At 76.8% G+C, this 20,573-nt stretch carries 21 protein-coding genes; 15 read left to right on the forward strand and 6 right to left on the reverse strand.

Translation table 11 applies throughout. From position 1 onward, the window contains the following. Positions 1–22: 22 nt before the first annotated feature. The 4 genes from D0Z06_RS10045 to D0Z06_RS10060 all read left to right on the forward strand — a co-directional run bounded on the left by D0Z06_RS10045 (position 23) and on the right by D0Z06_RS10060 (position 4,237). Positions 23–820 (forward strand): enoyl-CoA hydratase-related protein, encoded by a 798-nt coding sequence (locus D0Z06_RS10045; RefSeq protein ID WP_199522239.1) that lies wholly within the window; start codon positions 23–25, stop codon positions 818–820. 82 nt (positions 821–902) lie between these two features. Further along, positions 903–2,699 carry an AMP-binding protein gene (locus tag D0Z06_RS10050; RefSeq protein ID WP_117377236.1) on the forward strand — a complete coding sequence of 599 codons (1,797 nt, stop codon included), beginning with the start codon at positions 903–905 and terminating at the stop codon, positions 2,697–2,699. A 1-nt stretch (position 2,700) separates the two neighbouring features. Then, entirely contained in the window at positions 2,701–3,561 is an 861-nt protein-coding gene (locus D0Z06_RS10055) for an amidohydrolase family protein (RefSeq protein ID WP_117377237.1), read from the forward strand. Positions 3,562–3,637: 76 nt separating this feature from the next. Next, a complete protein-coding gene (locus D0Z06_RS10060) occupies positions 3,638–4,237 on the forward strand; it encodes a YceI family protein (protein WP_117377238.1) in 600 nt (199 codons plus the stop codon). A 29-nt stretch (positions 4,238–4,266) separates the two neighbouring features. On the opposite strand, the gene D0Z06_RS10065 is transcribed toward D0Z06_RS10060, so the two are convergent. The 3 genes from D0Z06_RS10065 to D0Z06_RS10075 all read right to left on the reverse strand — a co-directional run bounded on the left by D0Z06_RS10065 (position 4,267) and on the right by D0Z06_RS10075 (position 7,648). Next, a complete protein-coding gene (locus D0Z06_RS10065) occupies positions 4,267–5,160 on the reverse strand; it encodes an alpha/beta fold hydrolase (protein ID WP_117377239.1) in 894 nt (297 codons plus the stop codon). Between the two features lie 123 nt (positions 5,161–5,283). Continuing rightward, positions 5,284–6,153 (reverse strand): alpha/beta fold hydrolase, encoded by an 870-nt coding sequence (locus D0Z06_RS10070; protein WP_117377240.1) that lies wholly within the window; start codon positions 6,151–6,153, stop codon positions 5,284–5,286. Between the two features lie 52 nt (positions 6,154–6,205). Beyond that, a complete protein-coding gene (locus tag D0Z06_RS10075) occupies positions 6,206–7,648 on the reverse strand; it encodes an MFS transporter (protein WP_117377241.1) in 1,443 nt (480 codons plus the stop codon). Positions 7,649–7,877: 229 nt separating this feature from the next. Here D0Z06_RS10075 and mdlC point away from each other — a divergent pair, with 229 nt between their 5' ends. From mdlC to D0Z06_RS10120, 9 genes are all read left to right on the forward strand, one after another. Then, complete coding sequence (gene mdlC, locus D0Z06_RS10080; protein WP_199522240.1) at positions 7,878–9,479, forward strand: benzoylformate decarboxylase; 1,602 nt, start codon at positions 7,878–7,880, stop codon at positions 9,477–9,479. 8 nt (positions 9,480–9,487) lie between these two features. After that, on the forward strand, positions 9,488–10,951 hold the full coding sequence (locus tag D0Z06_RS10085) for a PAS domain-containing sensor histidine kinase (RefSeq protein ID WP_199522241.1): 1,464 nt from the start codon (positions 9,488–9,490) through the stop codon (positions 10,949–10,951). Further along, complete coding sequence (locus tag D0Z06_RS10090; protein ID WP_233517581.1) at positions 10,948–11,607, forward strand: response regulator transcription factor; 660 nt, start codon at positions 10,948–10,950, stop codon at positions 11,605–11,607. The genes D0Z06_RS10085 and D0Z06_RS10090 overlap by 4 nt, the downstream gene beginning before the upstream one ends. Positions 11,608–11,829: 222 nt before the next feature. Next, positions 11,830–12,948, forward strand: coding sequence for an aromatic ring-hydroxylating dioxygenase subunit alpha (locus D0Z06_RS10095; protein ID WP_117377243.1), 1,119 nt, complete (start codon positions 11,830–11,832; stop codon positions 12,946–12,948). Then, positions 12,945–13,649 carry an alpha/beta hydrolase gene (locus D0Z06_RS10100; protein ID WP_117377244.1) on the forward strand — a complete coding sequence of 235 codons (705 nt, stop codon included), beginning with the start codon at positions 12,945–12,947 and terminating at the stop codon, positions 13,647–13,649. The genes D0Z06_RS10095 and D0Z06_RS10100 overlap by 4 nt, the downstream gene beginning before the upstream one ends. Positions 13,650–13,674: 25 nt before the next feature. Further along, positions 13,675–13,953 (forward strand): muconolactone Delta-isomerase family protein, encoded by a 279-nt coding sequence (locus D0Z06_RS10105; RefSeq protein WP_117377245.1) that lies wholly within the window; start codon positions 13,675–13,677, stop codon positions 13,951–13,953. Then, positions 13,950–14,159 carry a hypothetical protein gene (locus D0Z06_RS10110; protein ID WP_117377246.1) on the forward strand — a complete coding sequence of 70 codons (210 nt, stop codon included), beginning with the start codon at positions 13,950–13,952 and terminating at the stop codon, positions 14,157–14,159. The genes D0Z06_RS10105 and D0Z06_RS10110 overlap by 4 nt, the downstream gene beginning before the upstream one ends. Then, positions 14,149–14,538: a protocatechuate 4,5-dioxygenase subunit alpha gene (gene ligA / locus D0Z06_RS10115; protein WP_117377247.1), complete on the forward strand. Its 390-nt coding sequence runs from the start codon at positions 14,149–14,151 to the stop codon at positions 14,536–14,538. Before D0Z06_RS10110 ends, ligA begins: the two co-directional genes overlap by 11 nt. Then, positions 14,531–15,388 carry a class III extradiol dioxygenase family protein gene (locus D0Z06_RS10120; RefSeq protein ID WP_117377248.1) on the forward strand — a complete coding sequence of 286 codons (858 nt, stop codon included), beginning with the start codon at positions 14,531–14,533 and terminating at the stop codon, positions 15,386–15,388. Before ligA ends, D0Z06_RS10120 begins: the two co-directional genes overlap by 8 nt. Positions 15,389–15,529: 141 nt before the next feature. Here D0Z06_RS10120 and D0Z06_RS10125 read toward each other — a convergent pair whose 3' ends face one another. Beyond that, positions 15,530–15,829: a hypothetical protein gene (locus tag D0Z06_RS10125; protein WP_117377249.1), complete on the reverse strand. Its 300-nt coding sequence runs from the start codon at positions 15,827–15,829 to the stop codon at positions 15,530–15,532. A gap of 80 nt (positions 15,830–15,909) precedes the next feature. On the opposite strand from D0Z06_RS10125, the gene D0Z06_RS10130 reads away from it, so the two are divergent. Beyond that, positions 15,910–16,686, forward strand: coding sequence for a cyclase family protein (locus D0Z06_RS10130; protein ID WP_117377250.1), 777 nt, complete (start codon positions 15,910–15,912; stop codon positions 16,684–16,686). Between the two features lie 3 nt (positions 16,687–16,689). Then, complete coding sequence (locus tag D0Z06_RS10135) at positions 16,690–18,318, forward strand: thiamine pyrophosphate-binding protein (RefSeq protein WP_117377251.1); 1,629 nt, start codon at positions 16,690–16,692, stop codon at positions 18,316–18,318. Positions 18,319–18,341: 23 nt separating this feature from the next. Here the strand turns inward: D0Z06_RS10135 and D0Z06_RS10140 are convergent, their stop codons facing one another. Both D0Z06_RS10140 and D0Z06_RS10145 read right to left on the reverse strand, forming a co-directional pair. Further along, a complete protein-coding gene (locus D0Z06_RS10140; RefSeq protein WP_233517582.1) occupies positions 18,342–19,310 on the reverse strand; it encodes a vWA domain-containing protein in 969 nt (322 codons plus the stop codon). A 24-nt stretch (positions 19,311–19,334) separates the two neighbouring features. Beyond that, positions 19,335–20,360, reverse strand: a complete 1,026-nt coding sequence (locus tag D0Z06_RS10145; RefSeq protein WP_233517583.1) for an AAA family ATPase — start codon at positions 20,358–20,360, stop codon at positions 19,335–19,337. Between the last annotated feature and the right edge of the window lie 213 nt (positions 20,361–20,573).

Below are 20,573 nucleotides of genomic sequence, written 5' to 3' on the forward strand. Positions count from 1 at the left end.
ACCGCCGACAGAGGGGGCGACCGTGCGGCCCGAGGAGTTCACCGACGTTCACTACGAGGTGGAGGAGGACAACCACGCCGTCATCACCATCGACCGCCCGGAGCGGATGAACAGCTTCCGCGGCCGGACGGTGGACGAGCTGATCTCCGCCTTCAAGCACGCCTGGGCCGACCGCCGGGTCGCCGCCGTCGTCCTCACCGCGGCCGGCGAGCGCGCCTTCTGCACCGGGGGCGACGTCAAGGAGCGCGCCGAGACCGGCGGCTACGGCGAGACCGAGTGGGGGACGTTCGAGATCGAGCGGCTGCACCGGATCATCCGCGACATCCCCAAGCCCGTGATCGCCGCGGTCAACGGCATCGCGATCGGCGGCGGCCACGTGCTGCACGTGCTCTGCGACCTCACCGTGGCCTGCGAGGAGGCCACCTTCGCGCAGTCCGGGCCGCGGGTCGGCAGCTTCGACGCCGGCTTCGGCACCGCCTACCTCGCCCGCGTGGTGGGCGAGAAGCGGGCCCGCCAGATCTGGTTCCTCCTCGACCGCTACGACGCCGCCACCGCCGAGCGGTGGGGGCTGGTCAACGAGGTCGTCCCGCGCGAGCAGCTGCTCGAGACCGCCCGCGGGTACGCCCGGAAGATCGGCTCGTACTCGCCGACGGCCATCCGCTTCCTCAAGCACTCGTTCAACGCCGACAGCGACCACCTCGGCGGCATCTCGCACCTGGCGTTCGACGGCCTGGAGCAGTTCGTCCACAGCGAGGAGGGCATGGAGGGCGCCCGGGCCTTCGCCGAGAAGCGGCCGCCGGACTTCCGCCGGTTCCGCTGACGTCCTACACCCGCCCTTGACCGCTGCGACGGGCGTGTAGGACATTCGCGGCGGCGGTCGTGGCTCGGGGACGGGAGACGTCATGGGCGTGCAGACGTTCGCTGCTCCGCGGATCGAGGCCGAGCGGCCCGGCGACGGCCGGTTGCTGCTCCGCTCGGCCGAGCCGCTGGGCGACCACCCGGTCGGCGTCGTGCACTCCTTTCGGGCCGGCAGCGAGGCCCACCCCGACCGGCTGCTGGTCGCCGAGCGGGGTGCCGACGGGGAGTGGGCCCGCTCGACGTGGGGCGAGGTGCGCGCGCGGGCCGACCGGCTGGCGCAGGGCCTGCTCGACCGGGGGCTGGCCGACCGGCCGGTGCTGGTGCTGTCGGGCAACAGCCGGCTGCACCTGACCGTGGCGCTGGCCGCGATGACCGTCGGCGCCCCCGTCGTCCCGACCAGCGTCGCGTACTCGCTGCAGAGCGCCGACCACGCCAAGCTCCGCGCGATGGCCGACCTGGTCGACCCCGGCCTGGTCGTGGCCGAGGACGCCTCGTTCGCGCGGGCGGTCGAGGCCGTCACCGCGGGCCGGGCGGGGGCGCGGGAGGTGCTCGGGCCGCTGGGCACCGACCCGGCGGAGTTCGGCGCCGACCCCACCCCCGAGGTGGACCGCCGCTGCGGGGCGCTGGCCCGGGACGACGTCGCCAAGATCCTCTTCACCTCCGGGTCGACGGGCTCCCCCAAGGGCGTGCTCACCACCCACGGGATGCTCAGCGCCAACCAGCAGCAGCTGCGCCAGGTCTGGCCCTTCCTCGCCGAGGAGCCGCCGGTCCTGCTCGACTGGCTGCCCTGGAGCCACACCTTCGGCGGCAGCCACGACCTGAACCTGGTGCTCACCCACGGCGGCACGCTGTGGATCGATGACGGCCGCCCGGCCCCCGCGCTGGTGGACCGGACGGTGCGCAACCTCGCCGACGCGCGCCCCACCCTCTTCTTCAACGTGCCCGCCGGGTACGCCGCGCTGCTGCCGCACCTCGAGCGCGACCGAGCCGCGGCGGCGGCCTTCCTCGACCGGCTGCGTTTTGCCTTCTTCGCCGCCGCGGCCCTGCCCCAGCAGCTGTGGGACCGGATGGCCGCGCTGGCCGCCGCGCACGGCGCGGACATGGTCATGACCACCTCGTGGGGGCTGACCGAGACCGCACCGGCGGCGACGAGCGCCCACTACCGGATCACCCGCAGCGACGTGCTCGGGGTCCCGCTGCCCGGCGTCGAGCTCGCGCTGGTGCCGGTGGGCGCCAAGACTGAGGTCCGGGTGAAGGGCCCCAACGTCACACCCGGCTACCACCGCCGGCCCGACCTCACCGCCGCCGCCTTCGACGAGCACGGCTTCTTCCGCACCGGGGACGCCGTCGCCCTGGCCGACGACGACGACCCGGCCGCCGGGCTGGTGTTCCGGGGCCGTACCGCCGAGGACTTCAAGCTGATGACCGGCACCTTCGTCAGCGTCGGCACGCTGCGCCCGGCCCTGCTCTCGGCGGCGCAGGGCCTGCTCGCCGACGCCGTGATCTGCGGGCAGGACGGCCCGTGCGTGACCGCCCTCGCCTGGCCCGCGCCCGACGCCGCGGCCCGGGTCTCCGCCGAGGGGGTGCCGGACGACGCGCTGCGCGCCGAGCTGGCGGCCGCCCTGGCGCGGCTGGCGGCCGGGAGCAGCGGGTCCTCCCAGCACGTCGAGCGGTTGCTGCTGCTCACCGAGCCGGCCCAGCTCGACGCCGGGGAGATCACCGACAAGGGCTACGTCAACCAGGCCGCCGTCCGGGAGCGCCGCGCCGGCCTCGTCGCGCTGCTCGCCACCGAGCCGCCGCCCCCGCAGGTGGTCCTCCGGCCGCAGGGGCAGGGTGCCTGACGTGCTCGACGGCCACCTCCTCGTGGACGCGCACGTGCACGTCCCGCTGCTCTCCTCGTTGGCGCCGGCCTGGCTGGACTGGGCCCGCCGGTTCGGCCGGCCCGGCATCCTGGAGGAGGCCTGGCGGCCCGACGGCACGCCGGACCCCGCCGCGCTGGACCGGCTGTTCGCCGCCGAGGGGGTCGACGTCGCCCTGCTGTTCTGCGAGTACAGCCCCAAGGCCACCGGCTACCAGCTCTTCGACGACCTGCTGCCGGTCGTCGAGCACAACCCGCGCCGCTTCCGGCCGGTGGCCAACGTCAACCCGCACCTGCACTTCCCGATCGCCCGCGAGCTGACCCGCCAGCTCGACGCCGGGGCGGCCGCGCTGAAGATCCACCCGGTGCACGGCGGTTTCCGCGCCGACGACGCCGCCCTGTACCCCGCCTACGCCGTCCTGGTGGAGCGGGGGGTGCCGCTGGTGGTGCACTGCGGCACCAGCAGCTTCCCCGGCTCCACCAACGCCCTCGCCGACCCGCAGACCCTCGACGCCGTCCTCCGCGACTTCCCCGACCTGCAGGTCGTGCTCGCCCACGGGGGCCGAGGCTGGTGGTACGACGCGGCGGCGTTCCTCGCCGTGTCCCGCCCCAACGTCTGGATCGAGCTCTCCGGCCTGCCCCCCAAGCGGCTGCCCGAGTACTACGCCCGCTTCGACCTCGGCCGGCTGGCCCGCCGGTGGATCTACGGCACCGACTGGCCCGGCGTCCCGGGGCAGGCGGCCAACGCCCGCGCCGTGGCCTCGCTCGGGCTGCCCGAGGACGTCGTCGGCCTCGTGCTCGGGGGCAACGCGGTGCGGGTCTACGCCGGCCTCGACCCCGGCTAGGGACCCCCTGCGGTGGCGGGCCGCCGACGATCCGTCAGGATGTCCTGAGCACACCTGGGGGAAGGAGGGTCGAGCCGTGGGCAAGCACCGGGCACCTGACGCGGACCCCACCGATTTCGACGCGGCCACCACCGCGCTCGCCGACGTCACCGGCGACTACGAGGTCGACGCCGCGCACACCCGCATCGGCATCCGCGCCCGGCACGCCATGGTCACGACCGTCCGCGGGGCGTTCACCGAGTTCGCCGGCACCGCGCACCTGGACGTGGCCAAGCCCGCGGCGAGCTCGGTGACCCTGCGGATCCGGACCGAGAGCATCGACACCGGCCAGCCGGACCGGGACGCGCACCTGCGCTCGGCCGACTTCCTCGACGTCACGACGTTCCCGGAGATCGTCTTCGTCTCCACCGGGGTCGAGCAGATCGAGGACGACGTCTACACCGTCGCCGGGGACCTCACGATCCGGGACACCACCCGGCCGGTGGCGGTCGACTTCACCCTCACCGGCTCGGCGAAGGACCCGTTCGGCAACACCCGGGTCGGCTTCGAGGGCGCGCTGGCCATCAGGCGCAGCGAGTGGGGGCTGACCTGGAACACCCCGCTGGACACCGGGGGCGTGCTGGTCAGCGACCGCATCCAGGTGGAGTTCGACGTCTCGGCGGTCCGGGTCGCGTAGGCGGCGCCAGCCGGGCGCCCCGCCGGGTGCTACTGCTGCGCCCAGCGGCGGATGAACCCGACGGTGGCGCGGTCGACCTCCTCGGGGTGCGAGGCGCTGAGGAAGTGCCGGCCCCCGTCGACGACGCGCAGCTCGGCGTGCGGGCTGTTCACGAACAGCGAGATCTCGTCCTCGGCGTTCTCGACGGAGTAGACCGGGTCGGCCGTGCCGTGCATCCACAGGACCGGGCACCGCACGCCGTCCAGCCGGCCGTGCAGGCCGTCGCGGTCCCGGAGGTTGATGGTGCTCAGCCGCAGGCGCCGCCGGCCGGCGTCCCCGGCGTAGTTCTCCCGGTGGACGGCGTGCCAGAACTCGCGCTCGGCGGGGGGCACGTCCTCGCCCAGGCCCTCGGCGAGGACGGCGTCGACGAGCTCGTCCGGGATGACCCAGTCCTCGCCGACGCTGCCGGCGAGCGCGTCGACGGCCGGGGTGCAGAAGCCGACGCCGTCCCAGCACCCGAGGTCCCGGCTGCGCCGGCTCTCGGAGTCCATCGAGGTGCCCAGCGGGACGATGCCGCGGACGGTGCCGGGGGCCAGCACCGCCATGCGGGCCGCCACCCACCCGCCCTGCGAGGTGCCCAGGACGAACGCCTCGCGGACGCCGAGCGCGTCGAGGACCTGCAGGTCGGCGATCGCCGAGTCCCAGTAGGTGAACTGCTCCCAGGTGGCGCGGGTCCGGCCGTGGCCGTACGGCTCCAGCGCGAGCAGGTTGGCGGTCGCGGTGAGCTCCTCGTCGGCGAACTGCGGCCGGAACAGCTCGACGGAGGTGGTGAACGAGTTGACCAGCACGAGTGTCGGCAGGGCGGGGTCGAGCGGCCCGCTGGTCCGGTAGCCGATGGTCGAGCCGCCGAGGTGGGGCACGGTGATCGTCTGCGTCTCGGTCATGGTCCCGCCGTCCTCCGGGGAGCTGCACCCGGCCGCGGCCGGCGACCGGCCGGGTCATCGTGGCCCGGCGCGTCGGCGCCGGTCAACCGCGGGCATCCCCGGCCGGCCGGGGCGCCCCGGCGCTCACCGGCCCGGCCAGAGGGCCAGCAGCGTGCGGACCGCGGTGACCAGGGCCAGGGGCTGGTCGAGCATCGGGTGGTGCCCGGCCTCCGGCAGGTCGACGACGGTCAGCCCCCCGGGGGCCAGCCCGGCCATCTCCGCGGCCATGCCGGGCCCGACCAGCCCGCGCTCGCAGCGGAACAGCGCCGCGGGGGTGGCCAGCCGGGGCAGCACGTCGCGCAGGTCGGGCCGCGGGCCGAAGAAGCCCGGGTCGAACTTCCACGTCCACCCGCCCTCCGCGCGGCGCAGCGACCCGCGGGCCACGTGCGCCATGACGTAGGGGAGGTACTCCTCCTGCGGCGGCAGCGTGCGGAAGCGGACCACCGCCTCCCCGGGGTCGGCGTAGACCCGGTGGGTGCGGGCGATGCCCCCGGCGCGGGACTCCTCGGGCGGGCGGGCGGCCAGCGGCGAGTCGATGACCGCGGCGCCGGCGAGCGCCGGGCCGTGCTCGACCGCGGCCGTGAGGGTGACCCAGCCGCCCATGCTGTGCCCGAGCACCACCGGGCGGTCGAGCCCCTCGGCGGCGGCCACGGCGAGCACCTCCCGGGCCCACAGGGACATCGTGTACTCCGGGCGCCAGGAGCTGTCGCCGTGACCGGAGAGGTCCACCGCCACCACGCGGTGCGAGCCGAGCAGCGGGGCGACGTGGTCCCACCAGCCGGAGTGGGCGGCGCCGCCGTGCACCAGCACCAGCCCGGGGGCGTCGCCGTCCCCCCAGGCGCGGTAGTGCACCCGCGCGCCGGCCACCTCCACGTCGCGGTGCTCCGGTGCGCGGGCCAGGGCGCGGTCGAACCAGGCGGGGGCGCCGGCGTCCGGGGCGGCGGGGCGGGACATGGGCGTGCTCCTCGGGAACGGGTGGCCCCCGGCCGGGGACCGCTCCCGGACGTTACGCACGCGCCTGCGCACCCGGCGGACCGGTCCGCCGGGCCCCGCGGCCCCGCGCGCCGGGCCGCGGGGCGCCGGCCGGGTCCGGCCCGACCGCGTCCCCGCCCGCGTCCCGGCCGGCGAGCAGCCAGGCCGCCAGCGCCGCGAGCACGGCGGTGCCGCAGCCGACGGCGCCGATCACCGTGTACGCGCCCCCCGCCGGCAGCCCCCCGCCGGCGGGTGTCGCCGCGGCCAGCACGGTCCCGGTCAGGGCGCTGCCGACCGAGAAGCCGGCGTAGCGGAGCACCTGGTTGAGCGCCATCGCGCTGCCGGTCTCCCGCGGCGGGGCGCACGCCACGACCACCCCGGCGGCCGCGGCGAAGACGGTGCTCACCCCGAGCCCGGTGACCGCGGCGACGGCGGCGAGGGTCCACAGGTCGGCCCGGTGCGCCGCGAAGACCGCCTCGGCGGTGGCCACGAGCAGCGCACCGGCGGCCAGCACCGACCGCGGGCGGACCCGCTCCCCGAGCCGGCGCGACAGCGGGCCGGCGAGCATGCCGGCCAGCGAGAACGGCAGCAGCAGCAGGCCCGCGACCAGGCCGGAGGCGCCGAGCCCCGCGCCGCTGCCGGCGGGCGCCTGCGCCAGCGTGGGGAGCGAGCCCAGCAGCAGGTAGTTCGACAGGCCGATCAGCAGCACCGTGACGTGCCCGGCGGCCGGCAGCCGGCCGCGGGCCAGCCGCAGGTCGATGAGCGGGGCGGTCACCCGCAGGGCGACGGCGACCCAGGCGGCCAGCAGCAGGAGCGAGGCCGTGCCCAGGACGAGCACCCGCACCGAGGACCAGCCCCAGGTCCCGCCCTCGCCGAGGGTCACCAGCGCGCCGGCGATGCCGGCGCCGAGCAGCAGCGCGCCCGGCAGGTCGAACCGCCGCGGCGCGGCGGGGGCGGCCGGCGGCAGGACCGCGGCCGCGGCGGCGAGGGCACCGGCGCAGACGGCCGTCGCCGTCCAGAACGCGGCGGCCGTCCCGGCGGTGGTGGCGATGGCCCCGGCGATCGGGTAGCCCAGGCCGACGCCGGAGACGACGGTGATCGACAGCACCGCGATGGCGCGGGCGGCGCGGGGCGCGGGGAGCGCGTCGCGGGCGGTGGCGACGAGCAGGGGCATGAGCCCGAGCCCGAAGCCCTGCAACCCCCGGCCGGCCAGGAAGGCGCCGAAGGGCAGCGGCAGCGCGGTGAGGACGCCGCCGAGCACGACCAGGACCAGGGCGCCGAGCGCGACGGCCCGGCGGCGGGGACCGTTGCCGAGCCGACCGAGCACCGGGGTCGCCACGACGCCGACCAGCAGCGGCATGGTGAGCGACCACTGGGCGGCGTGCAGCGGCACGTCGTACCGGTCGGCGACGGCCGGGATGAGCGGCGCCCCGACGCTGCTGGTCACCGCCACCACCGTGGCGAGCAGGACCAGCACGGGGACCAGCGCGGGGGAGGGCCGCGCGGGCCCCGCGGTGCGGCCGGCCCCGGGGGCGCCGGCGGGTCGGTGCGTCAGGCCGGTGCCTCCTCGTCGCGCGGGTCGGGCTGCGGGTGCCGGTTGTACCCCACGACCGGCCGGGGGCCGGCCGCGGGCCGGGGCGGCCGGTCGGGGCGGCGGGGCTAGCCTGCCGGGGCAGCCCGGGGAGGACCGCCTGGAGGAGGACGCCGTGACCACCGTCCGCGAGACCGTGCACGACCTGCTGCGGACGTGGGGGCTGACCACCGTCTTCGGCAACCCCGGCTCCAACGAGCTGCCCTTCCTCGACGGCTTCCCGGCCGACTTCCGCTACGTGCTCGGGCTGCACGAGGGCGCGGTGCTGGCGATGGCCGACGGGTGGGCCCAGGCCAGCGGCCGCCCGGCGCTGGTGAACCTGCACTCGGCCGCCGGCCTGGGCAACGCCATGGGCAACCTGGCCAACGCCCGGGCTTCGGGGACGCCGCTGGTGGTCACCGCCGGCCAGCAGTCCCGGGCGCTGTCCGGGCTCGGGGCGGTCCTGGCCGAGCCGGCGATGACCCGCGTGCCCGAGCCCCAGGTGACGTGGTCGTTCGAGCCGGCCCGGGCGCAGGACGTGCCGCGCGCGCTGTCCGAGGCCGTGCACCTGGCCACGCTGCCGCCGACCGGCCCGGTGTTCGTCTCCCTGCCCCTGGACGACTGGGCGCAGCCGGTCGGGGACGACGAGGTCGCCCACCTGGCCGGCCGCCGGGTGCGCGCCGCGGGTGCCCTGGACCCGGAGCTGCTGGCCGAGCTGGCCGGCCGGCTGGCCGCGGCCCGCGAGCCGGTGCTCGTCGTGGGTCCCGAGGCCGACGACGAGCGGGTGGTGCCCCGGGTGGTCGCCCTCGCCGAGCGGCTGCAGGCCCGGGTGTTCACCGCGCCCAGCCCGCCGCGCTCGCCGTTCCCCACCCGGCACCCGCTCTGGCAGGGCGTGCTGCCGGCCAGCATCGGCGGGGTCAGCGGCGCGCTGGCCGGGGCCGACCAGGTGCTGGTGCTCGGCGCCCCGGTGTTCCGCTACCACGCCCAGGTGCCCGGGCCCTGGCTGCCGGCCGGGGCGCAGCTGGTCGCGGTGGGCAGCGACCCGCGGTCGGCGGCGCGGGCGGCGTTCGGGGACGCCGTCGTCGCCGACGTCGGCACCGCCGCGGGGCAGCTGCTGGCCGCACTGGAGGACGCGCCCCCCCGCCCGCCGCGGCCGGCGCCCGGGCGCGCGCCCGCGGTCGAGCCCGCGGCCGCGCCGTTCCCCGCCGACGCGGTCTTCACCGCCCTCCTGCACGGGCTGCCCGACGGCGTGCGGCTGGTCAACGAGTCGACGTCCAACACCGGCCAGTTCTGGGCGCACCTGCACCTGGCCGGCGCCCGGCGCTTCTTCTTCCCCGCGGCCGGCGGGCTCGGCTTCGGGCTGCCCGCCGCGGTCGGGGTCGCGCTGGCCGACCCCTCCCGCCCGGTGGTCGCCGTCCTCGGGGACGGCGCGTTCCAGTACGGCGTCCAGGGGCTCTGGACGGCGGCGCAGCTGGACCTGCCGGTGACCTTCGTGGTGCTGGCCAACGGGGTGTACGGGGCGCTGTCGGGGTTCGTCGGCCAGCTCGGGGTCACCGGCGTCCCGGGGCTGGAGCTGCCCGGGCTGGACGCCGCCGCGGTCGCGGCCGGCTACGGGGTGCCCGCCGTGCGGGTGGGCAGCGCCGAGGAGCTGACCGCCGAGCTCAAGGCGGTCGGCGCGGCGACCGGGCCGCGGGTGGTCGAGGTGCCGGTCGCGGTCGAGACCCGGCGGATCGGCTGAGCGCACCGGTGGCCGGCCCGCCCGCCGACGACCGGGTGCTCCGCGCGCTGGTCGACGTCTGCGCCGACGGGCTGGCGGTGACCGACCCGGCGGGCCGGCTGCTCGCCGTGAACGCGGCCGGTGCGGCGGTGCTCGGCGTCCCCGCCGGCGCCGTCCCCGTCGGCACCGTGCTGCCGTTCGCGGTGGGGCGGGGCCGGGTCGCCTGGAGGGCCCCGCACGGCCGGCGGCGGGACCTCGAGTACCGCGCCGACGCGCTGGGCGACGGCCGGGTCGCGGTCTGGTTCGCCGACGTCACCGGCTCCGTGCGCCAGCAGGAGCGGCTCACCGCGATCGTCCGGGCCGCGGCCTCGGTGGCCGACGCCGGGTCGCTGCGGGTCACCCTGGACGCGGTGGCGCGGGAGATCGCGATGACCGCCTCGATCGCCGCGGTGCAGATCCTGGCGCTGGACGACCCGCGCGACGAGGTGCGGGTGCTGGGCATGGCCGGGTTCGGCGACGCCGCGGACTTCACCGCGCGGCTGGCGGCCTGCCGCGAGCGGGGGGCGGCGGTGCGGTTCACCGAGGCGCTCGACCGGCGGCGGGCGGTCGTCGTCCCGCACCGGCGGGCGGCGATCCTCGGCGACCCGCGGTGGGCGCCGCTGCACGAGATCATGGCCCGTCCCGACTGGGACACCTTCGTCTCGATGCCGATGGTGGTGCGCGGCCGGGCGCTGGGCGTCATCAACGCCTACTACGTGCCGGGAGAGGACCCCGGGCCCGGCTCGCTGGACTTCCTCGAGGCCATGGCCGGGTCGGCCGCCGTCGCGATCGACACCGCGGCGCTGCTGGCCCAGACCCGGTCGCGGGCGCAGTCCGACGAGCGCCGGCGCCTGGCCCGGGACCTGCACGACTCCGCCGTCCAGCAGGTGTTCTCGATGCGGATGCAGGCCGAGGCGCTGCGGGCCTCGCTGGAGCGGCCCGGGCCCGACCCGGCGGCGGTCCGCGCCGCCGCCGGGGAGCTGGCCGCGCTGGCGGCCAGCGCGCTGGCCGACCTGCGCGGGCTGGTCTTCGAGCTGCGGCCGCTGGACCTCGCCGAGCACGGGCTGGCCGAGGCGGTGCGCGCCCACGCCGCCGGCATGGAGGCCCGCACCGGCCTGGCGGTCGAGGTGGTCGCCGACGACCGCCGGGAGCCCGACGTCGAGGTGGACGTGCAGGAGGACCTGTACCGGATCGTCCAGGAGGCGCTGCACAACGTGGTGAAGCACGCGGGGGCGTCCGGGGTGCGGGTGGTGCTGGCCGCGCTGCCCGGCGGGGGCGCGCGGATCACGGTGGACGACGACGGCCGCGGCGCCGGGACACCGGCCGGCCCCGGGCGGCTGGGGCTGGTGTCGATGCGGGAGCGGGCCGAGCGCTGGGGCGGCCGGCTGGTCGCCGGTCCCCGCCCGGGCGGCGGCTGGCGGGTCGAGGTGGAGCTGCCCGGGGCGCCGCGGTGAGCGGCATCGGGCTGGTGCTGGTCGACGACCACGCGGTGGTGCGCCGCGGCGTGCAGGCCTACCTCACCGCCGTCCCGGGGATGCGGGTGCTGGGGGAGGCCGCCGACGGGCAGGAGGCGGTGGAGCTGCTGGCGCGCCGGGCGGCGACCGGTGAACCGCTGCCCGACGTCGTCCTCATGGACCTGCAGATGCCCCGCGTGGACGGCGTCGCGGCGACCGCGGCGATCACCCGGGCGCACCCGTCGGTGCGGGTCGTCGTCCTCACCAGCTTCGGGGAGGCCGAGCGGGTGCACGCCGCGCTGGCCGCCGGGGCGGCCGGGTACGTGCTCAAGGACGCCGACCCCGCCGAGGTGGCCACCGCGGTCCGGGCGGCCGCCGCGGGGGAGGTGCACCTGGACGCCGCGGTCGCCCGGCAGCTCGCCCGCCGGATGGCCGCCCCCCGCGCCGGGCTCAGCGCCCTCACCGACCGGGAGCGCGAGGTGCTGGCGCTGGTCGCCCGGGGCCACTCGAACCGGGAGATCGCCGACCGGCTCGCGATCAGCGAGCGCACCGCCCGGACCCACGTGAGCAACGTGCTCGGCAAGCTGCAACTGGCCAGCCGCACCCAGGCCGCGCTGCTGGCCATCAAGGAAGGCCTGGTCCCCCCACCGGGCTGACGGCGGTCGCGGCGCCGGCGGCACCGCCGAGCACCGGCCACGGTCCGGGGCGCGGGTGCCGTCCCCGGCCGACCGCGACATCCGACGTAGGCCGGTGGCGACATCGCGCCGATCCGCGGGTGCGCGCACGATGCCTACCGTGACGTGAGCGCGGTCACCGCCCGCGCCCGTCGTCGCGGGACCGGCCCGGCGACCCCGACACCGGCGGCAGGAGGCTGCGAGATGAGCGCCAACCCGATCGTCATGGACGGCTGGTACATCGGCGCCTGGACCGACGAGGTCGGCCGCACCCTGCTGCAGCGCTGGATCTGCGGCCGGCCGGTGTGCTTCTACCGGCTCTCCGACGGCACCGCGAACGCCGTCGAGGACCGCTGCCCGCACCGCCGCTACCCGCTGTCCCTGGGCAGGCTGGGCGACGACGACGTCATCACCTGCAACTACCACGGTTACCGGATCGACGGGCAGGGGACCTGCGTCGGCGTGGCCGAGCAGCCCGACGTCCCCAGGAACGCGCGGGTGCACCGCTTCCCGGTCGTCGAGCGGCACGGCGTGGTGTGGATCTGGCCCGGCGACCCCGACCGGGCCGACCCCGCCGACGTCCCCGACCTCCCCTGGCTGGCCGACGAGGGCTGGACCCACGTCAAGGGCATGGTGCCGCTCAAGGCCCGCCAGGTCCTGCTGGTCGAGAACCTGCTCGACCTCACGCACGAGACGTTCCTGCACCCCACCTCGATCGGCAACGCCGCGGTCGCCGCCACCCCGATCGAGGTCGTGGGGGAGGGCAACCGGGTGTCGTTCATCCGGCACATGATCGGCATCGAGGCGCCGCCGTTCTACCGGTCCTCGATGGGGGTCACCACCGACATCGACCGCTGGCAGGACGGCGACTTCTTCGCCCCGGGCACGTTCGTCCTCAACATCCGGATCGCCCCCACCGGCACGGAGGAGCCCGAGGGCTTCCACATGAAGGTCTTCTACGGGATGACCCCGGCCACGGCGACGGAGACGCACGACTTCTTCGCCCTCGGCCGGGACTACCGGATCGAGGACCGGGAGCTGTCGGAGTTCCAGCTCGCGCAGCAGCTGGCGGTCATGCAGGAGGACATCGACGCCCTGGAGGTGCAGGAGGTCATGGTCGCCACCGACCCGGGGATGGTCGAGTCCAGCATCCGGTCCGACGTCGCCGGCATCCGCGGCCGCCGGCTGCTGGACAAGATGGTCAAGGCCGAGGCCGCCGCCCGCGGGGAGGCCCCGGCCCGGCCGGCGAGGCCGCAGCGCCCCGCGGCCGCCGCCGGCGGGCAGGCGCCGGCCGCCCGCCCCGAGCCGGCGCGGCAGGCATGAGCACCTTCGTCCTCGTCCACGGGGCCTGGCACGGCGGCTGGTGCTGGGACCGCGTCGCCCCGCTGCTGCGCGCGGCCGGCCACGACGTGCACACCCCCACCCTCACCGGGCTGTCGGAGCGGGCGCACCTGCTCGCGCCCACCGTCGGGCTCGACACCCACGTCGAGGACGTCGTCCGGCTGCTCGACGTCCTCGGCCTGCGTGACGTCGTCCTCGTCGGGCACAGCTACGCCGGGCAGGTCGTCACCGGCGTCGCCGACCGGCGGCCGGACGCGCTCGCGCGGCGGGTCTACCTCGACGCCTTCGTCGGCGAGGACGGCGAGGCCGCCCGCGACCTGCTGCCCGAGCAGGTCGAGCACCACTGGGCGGAGTCGGCCGAGCAGCAGGGCTTCGGCTGGCTGGTCCCGGTGCGCAAGCTCTCGGTGCTCGGGGTGACCGACCAGGCCGACGTCGACTGGCTCACGCCGAAGCTCACCCCGCACCCGTGGAAGACCTACACCGACCCGCTGCGGCTCACCGGGGCCGCCGGGCGGGTGCCGGCCGCGTTCGTCGAGTGCGTGACCTGGATGCGGGTGTTCGCCGCCCAGGCCGAGCGGGCCCGCGCCCGGGGCTGGCCGGTGCACGAGCTCGACACCGGGCACGAGGCGATGGTGACCGCGCCCAAGGCGCTGGCCGACGTCCTGCTCGAGATCGCCCGCTGACCGCCCCCCGACCCCTGGAGGACCCGTGGAGTTCCTCGTCCGCTCCGAGAACCGCCTGCCGCCGGAGACGCCGGCCGAGCGCCGCGAGGAGCTGCGCGCCGCCGAGCGGGCCCGGGCCGTGGAGCTGCGCGCCGCCGGGGTGCTCAAGCGGCTCTGGCGGGTGCCGGGCCGCAACGCCACCATCGGCCTCTACGAGGCCCCGGACGCCGCCGCCCTCCACGACGCGCTGGTCTCGCTGCCGATGTCGCCGTGGCTGGACGTGCACGTCGAGGCCCTCGCCCAGCACCCGCAGGAGCGGACGTGACCGCTCCGGTCCGCCGAGAGCTGCGCATCTCCTTCCGCCAGCACGACGGTGAGATGCTCGGCACCTGCTGGTGCGGGCTGACCCGGTCCAGCGCCCACCCGCGCCAGCTGTGGGAGTGGCTCGACGAGCACGAGCACGAGCACGAGCACGAGCACGAGCACGAGCGGCCCGGCGCCGCTGAGGAGGACCCGCCCGATGAGCACTGACACGCCGGCCGGCAGCCGGTTCGACCTGCCGGGGACGCCGGTCTTCGACGGGCAGACCAGCCGCCGCGGCCTGCGGATGAACAAGATGTTCATGAGCCTGCGGTCGGAGGCCAACCGCACGCGCTTCCTCGCCGACGAGGCCGGCTACTGCCGCGAGTTCGGCCTCACGCCGGAGCAGGAGCGCGCCGTCCTCGACCGGGACTGGCAGGCGATGATCGACCTCGGCGGGAGCATCTTCTACGTCTACAAGCTGGCCGTGATGGACGGCCGGTCCATGCAGTACCTCGGCGGTGTGTTCACCGGCATGACCGAGGAGGAGTTCGTGGCGGCCATGCGGGCCGGCGGGCGACGCGACACGGGAGGACGGCGGGATGGCTGAGGTGGTCTGGGGTCTGGCGACCTCGCACGTGCCCTCGATCGGGGCGGCCATGGACCGCGGGAAGACCGAGGACCCGAACTGGAAGGCGCTGTTCGACGGCTACGCCCCGGCCCGCGCCTGGCTGGCCGAGCACCGCCCCGACGTGGCGGTCGTCGTCTACAACGACCACGCCAACGGCATCGACCTCGACGTCGTCCCGACCTTCGCGATCGGCACCGCCGAGCACTACCCGGTCGCCGACGAGGGCTTCGGCCGGCGGCCGGTGCCCGACGTGGTGGGGGACGCCGACCTGTCGCTGCACCTGCTGGAGAGCCTGGTCGACGAGGGCTTCGACCTGACCGTCTTCCAGGAGCTGGACGTCGACCACGGCCTCACCGTGCCCCTGTCGGTGTGGACGCCGGACCCCGGCGAGGCCTGGCCGTGCCCGGTGGTGCCGCTGCTGGTCAACGTCATCCAGTACCCGCAGCCCACCGCCGCCCGCTGCTACGCCCTCGGCCAGGCGCTGGGCCGCGCGATCCGCAGCTACCCGGAGGACCAGAAGGTGGCCCTGCTGGGCACCGGCGGCATGTCCCACCAGCTGGCCGGGGCGCGGGCCGGGTTCATCAACCCCGAGTTCGACGCCATGTGGATGGAGGCGATCGAGACCGACCCGGCGCGCCTGGCCGCGCTGTCCCGCGAGGAGCTGATCCGCCAGGCCGGGTCGGAGGGCATCGAGCTGATCATGTGGCTGATCATGCGCGGGGCGATGGACGAGCGGATCACCAAGGTGCACAGCTCCTACTTCGTGCCGGCGTCCAACACCGCCGCGGGGATCGCGCTGTTCGACAACCGGGCGCCCCAGCCGGCCTGAGCCCGGCCGCAGCGGGGGCGTCCGGGCGCGGCTGCATCCCGGGGTCCGTCGTCCTACGTCTCTGAGTGCAGGTGCACTCAGAGACGTAGGACCCGCGAGGGGGACGTCGCCCGGCCCGCGCGACCCCGCCCGGCCCGGGGCTCAGCCGACCCGGGAGACGAACGAGTTGAGCTGGCCGGTGACGCAGCCGGGGAAGGTCTCGAACGCCCGAGCCCGCTCGGGGGAGGCGTTGTAGACCTCCTCGACCGCGCGGAACCCGGCCTCGTCGCCGTCGTGCTCCACCGCCCACACGAACGCGTCGTTCGGCTCGTCGGCGAACGCGGCGACCACCCGGAACCCGAACGACGCCCGCACCGGCAGCAGGGTCGGGAACCAGGCGAGGAAGTCGGCCATCCGGCCCGGCTCGATGGTGTAGCGGCGCAGCTGCACGGTCGTGGTCACCGGGGCAGTGTCGCGCACCCGGTCCGGCGCGGCGGACGGCGTGGTTGGCTGGCCCCCCGCCCGCCGTCGAAGGGACCGCCATGCCCGTCCTGCCCGAGCTCGCCGCCGCCCTCGCCGGTGGCCGGATCGAGGTCGTCGACCTCACCGCGCCGCTGTCGTCGGGGACGCCGGTCATCGCGCTGCCGGAGCAGTTCGCCCAGACCGCCCGGTTCGAGCTGACCGAGCTCTCCCGCTACGACGACCGCGGGCCGGCCTGGTACTGGAACGACATCCGCACCGGCGAGCACACCGGGACCCACCTCGACGCGCCGAACCACTGGGTGACCGGCCGGGACGGCGAGGACGTCGCGTCCATCGCCCCCGCCCGGCTGGTGGGGCCGGCCGCCGTCCTGGACCTCTCCGCCGAGGCCGCCGCCGACCCCGACTTCCTGCTCGAGGTCGACCACGTGCGCGCCTGGGAGGCCGAGCACGGCCCGCTCCCCGAGGGCGGCTGGCTGCTCTACCGCACCGGGTGGGACGCCCGCAGCGACTCCCAGGAGCGGTTCGTCAACGCCGACGAGAGCGGGCCGCACACCCCCGGGGTCTCGCCGGCGTGCGCCCGCTGGCTGGCCGAGGAGGCCCCGGTCGTCGGCCTGGGCGTCGAGACCGTCGGCACCGACGCCGGCGCCGCGGGCGGCTTCGACCCGCCCTTCCCGTGCCACGCCGCGCTCATGGGCAGCGGCAGGTACGGCCTCACCCAGCTGCGCAACCTGGCCCTGCTCCCGCCGACCGGCGCGGTGCTCGTCGCCGCCCCGCTGCCGATCGTCGGCGGGTCCGGGTCGCCGGCGCGGGTGCTGGCGCTCGTCGAGCGGGGCTGAGCGGTGGCGACGGTCGCCGAGGCGGTCGGCGCCGCGCTGGTCCGGCACGGTGCGGACACCGTGTTCGGCGTGGTGGGCTCGGGCAACTTCGCCGTCACCAACGCCATGGTGGCCGCCGGGGCCCGGTTCGTCGCCGCGCGGCACGAGGGCGGCGCGGCCACGATGGCCGACGCCTACGCGCGGGCCAGCGGCACCCCGGGCGTGCTCAGCGTGCACCAGGGGTGCGGCCTGACCAACGCCCTCACCGGCATCACCGAGGCCGCCAAGAGCCGCACCCCGCTGGTCGTCCTGGCCGCCGAGGCGACCTCGCCGCTGTCCAACTTCGCCGTCGACCAGGCCGGCCTGGCGGCGGCGGTCGGCGCGGTGCCGCGGCGGGTCTCCTCGGCGGCGACGGCGCTGGAGGACGTCGCCGCGGCGGTCGCGACCGCGGTGGGCGAGCGCCGCACCGTGCTGCTCAACCTGCCCCTCGACGTGCAGGTGGACGACGTCCCGCACGGCGCCACCGACCCGGTGGTGCCGGCGCCGGCGCTGCCGGCCCCGGCCGCGGCCGACGTCGACCGGCTGGCCGCCGTGCTGCAGACCGCCGCCCGCCCGGTGTTCGTCGCCGGCCGCGGCGCCCGGCACGCCCGCGCGGCGCTCGAGGAGCTCGCCGACCGGTGCGGAGCCCTCCTCGCCACCTCGGCGGTCGCCCGCGGGTTGTTCGCCGGCAACCCGTGGTCGCTGGGCACCTCCGGCGGCTTCGCCTCGCCGCTGGCCGCCGAGCTGATCCGGGAGGCGGACCTGCTCGTCGCCTGGGGCTGCTCGCTGACCATGTGGACCACCCGGCACGGCCGGCTGGTCGGCCCGGGCACCCGGGTGGCGCAGGTGGACCTCGAGCCGGGGGCGATCGGCCGCAACCAGCCGGCGGACACCGGCGTGGTGGGCGACGTCCGGCGGACGGCAGAGGCGGTGGGCGCCGTCCTCGGGACGACGTGCCCCGGCTACCGCTCCCCGGAGCTCGCCGACCGCCTGGCCGCCGGGGTGCGCTGGCGCGACGTCCCCTTCACCCCGGCGGCGCACGCCGACCGGATCGACCCGCGCACCCTCACCACCGCCCTCGACGACCTGCTGCCCGAGCAGCGGCTGGTGGCGGTGGACTCCGGCAACTTCATGGGCTACCCCAGCGCCTTCCTCGACGTCCCCGACGCCGACGGGTCGGTGTTCACCCAGGCCTTCCAGTCGGTCGGCCTCGGCCTGGCCACCGCCATCGGGGCCGCGCTGGCCCGGCCGGACCGGCTGACCGTGGCCGCCCTCGGCGACGGCGGTGCGCTCATGGGCGCCTCGGAGCTGGAGACCGTGGTGCGGCTCGGGCTGCCCCTGGTCGTGGTGGTCTACGACGACGCCGCCTACGGCGCCGAGGTGCACCACTTCGGGCCCGACGGGCACCCGCTCGACACGGTGCGCTTCCCGGACGCCGACCTCGCCGCCGTCGCCCGCGGGCACGGGTTCGAGGCGCACGTCGTGCGGGCCGAGCGCGACCTCGAGCCGGTGGCGCGCTGGCTGGCCGGCCCGCGGTCCCGGCCGCTGCTCCTCGACGCCAAGGTGGCCGCCGACGAGCCGTCGTGGTGGCTGGCCGAGGCCTTCGGCCACTGACCCGCGGCTCCGGCGGGGGCGGGTCAGTCGGCGAAGACCGCGGTGAGCGCGGTGGCCACGTCGCGGTGGCCGTGCACCAGCCGGCAGCGGCCGCGGCCGACCCGGGCCAGGTCGCGGCCGAGGTCGACGTCGTCCTCCCCGGAGGTGTCCAGCAGGACGTCGAGCCGCGGCAGCCGGGCGGCGACCAGCCGCGGGTCGGGCCCGGCGTTGTGCACGCAGTCCGACAGAAGCAGCACCCGGGCGTCGCGCGGCGGCACCCCGGCCAGCTGCGCCGCCGCGGTCTCCAGCGCGAAGGACACGTTGGTCAGCCCCTGCGCCGGCACCCGCACCAGCAGGTCGAGGACGGCGAGCGGGTCGGTGGTCTCCCCGAGCCGCACGAGGACGGCGGCGTCGGACCAGAACGCCACCACGGCCAGCCGGTCGCGGCCCAGCTCCCCGGCCAGCGCACCGACCGTGGCCGCGGCGGTGCGCACCCGCTCGCCGCGCATCGACCCGGAGACGTCGACGACCAGCACCACCGACCGCCGGCGGCGCACCCGCTCGCGGACGACGACGTCCTCGTCCTCGGGCACCGGCGTCCCGGCGACCGCCTCCAACGTGCGCTCCAGGTCCAGCTCGTCGGACCCGCCGCTCCACCGCAGGCTGGTCAGCTCACCGAGGCCCCGGCGGTCCCGGCGGTCGCGCGGCGGGTGGGTGACCGCGAGCCGGCGGGCGATCTCCCGGGCGCGGCGGCGCACCTGGCCGTCGTCCGTGCCGGGCGCGGCCAGGTCGGCCAGCGGGACGAGCTCGGCCGGCTCGTCGGTCGTGCCGCGCGCGGTGCCGGCGGGCCGGGGTGCGCCCGGCCCGCCCCGGCGCCGGTCGCCGGAGGACAGCGCCAGCCCGCCGCCGCCGGCCGAGGGCCGGTACAGCGAGGGCTCCTCGGTCAGCTGCTTGGGGCGCCGCCGCAGCGGGCGCATCCCGGACGCCCGCCCGCCGGACCCGCGCCGGGTCACCGGCGAGTCGGCCTCGACCGCCCTTCAACCGGGCTGGGCCGCCGCGGGGGAGAGCAGGAAGTGGTCCTCCCACACCTGCCGCAGCACCGCCTCGGCGGTCGCCTCCAGCGCCTCGTCGAGGAAGATCCGGCCGGACAGGGCCAGCAGCAGCGCGTCGAGGACGACCGCGGTGTACTCCTCGGGCAGGTCGCGGGGAGGCTGCACCGAGGGGGCGTCCGGCAGCCGGACCCCGCGCATGGCGGCCAGCTGCGCGGCGACCAGCGCCAGGTCGATCGCCCCGCGCACGCTGCTGCCCTGGCGGACGTCGTCCCGATCCCGGGTCGCCCGGGTCAGGGCCACCGCGTCGGCGACCAGCCGCGGCGACTCCAGGCCGGTGCGGCGGCCGACGATGCCGCGCTCGGCCTCGGCGTCCTGGTAGCCGATCGACAGCCGGCACAGCCGGTCGTAGACCGACGTCGACAGCCGGGTGGTGCCCACGTTGTCGTAGGGGTTCATGGAGGCGACCACCCGGAAGGTGGGCAGCGCGGTGACCGTGCCGACCCGGGGGACGGCGATCCGGCGCTCGGCCATCGCGGTGAGCAGCGTGTTGAGGGTGTCCTCGGGCGCCCGGTTGAACTCCTCCACGTAGAGGAAGCCGCCCGAGCGCATCGCCTCGACCAGCGGGCCGGGCACGAAGTTGTCCTCGGTGTAGTCCTCGCGCAGCACCCGGGCCGGGTTGTGGTGCCCGACCAGCCGGGTCGGGGTGAGGTCGGCGTTGCCCTCGACGAACACCAGGGGGATGCCCCACTCCAGGGTGATGGAGCGCAGCAGCGTCGTCTTCGACGTCCCCGGCGGGCCCTCCAGCAGGACGTCGCGGCCCGCCGACACCGCTGCCAGCAGCAGGTCCAGCTCCCGCTCCCGGCCGACCAGGTGACGGGCGACCCGGGCGCGGACCTCGCGGACCGAGGCGCCCTCGACCCCGGTCACCCGGCTGCCGGTCACGGCCGTCTCCGGGGCCGTGCCCTCCACGGGTGCGTCGTCCGGGGCGCGGGTGCGGGCGTCGTCGTCCACGGGGCCTCCCACCGAGAAGGTGCTCAGGGTTTGACGGGCCCCGAGCCTAACCGCGGCCGCCGCCCCGCCCGCGCGCGGTCCCAGGGTCCCGCCGGCCCGGTGCCCGGGTCCCCGCGGGCCCGGGCACCTGCACCCCGGAGGTCCTACGTCATTGAGTGCTGTGGCACTCAATGACGTAGGACCCGGGCCGCGCTCGTCCCGGGCCGCGCTGGA

Origin of the sequence: Geodermatophilus marinus, assembly GCF_003428645.1 — a bacterium.
Lineage (GTDB): Bacteria > Actinomycetota > Actinomycetes > Mycobacteriales > Geodermatophilaceae > Geodermatophilus.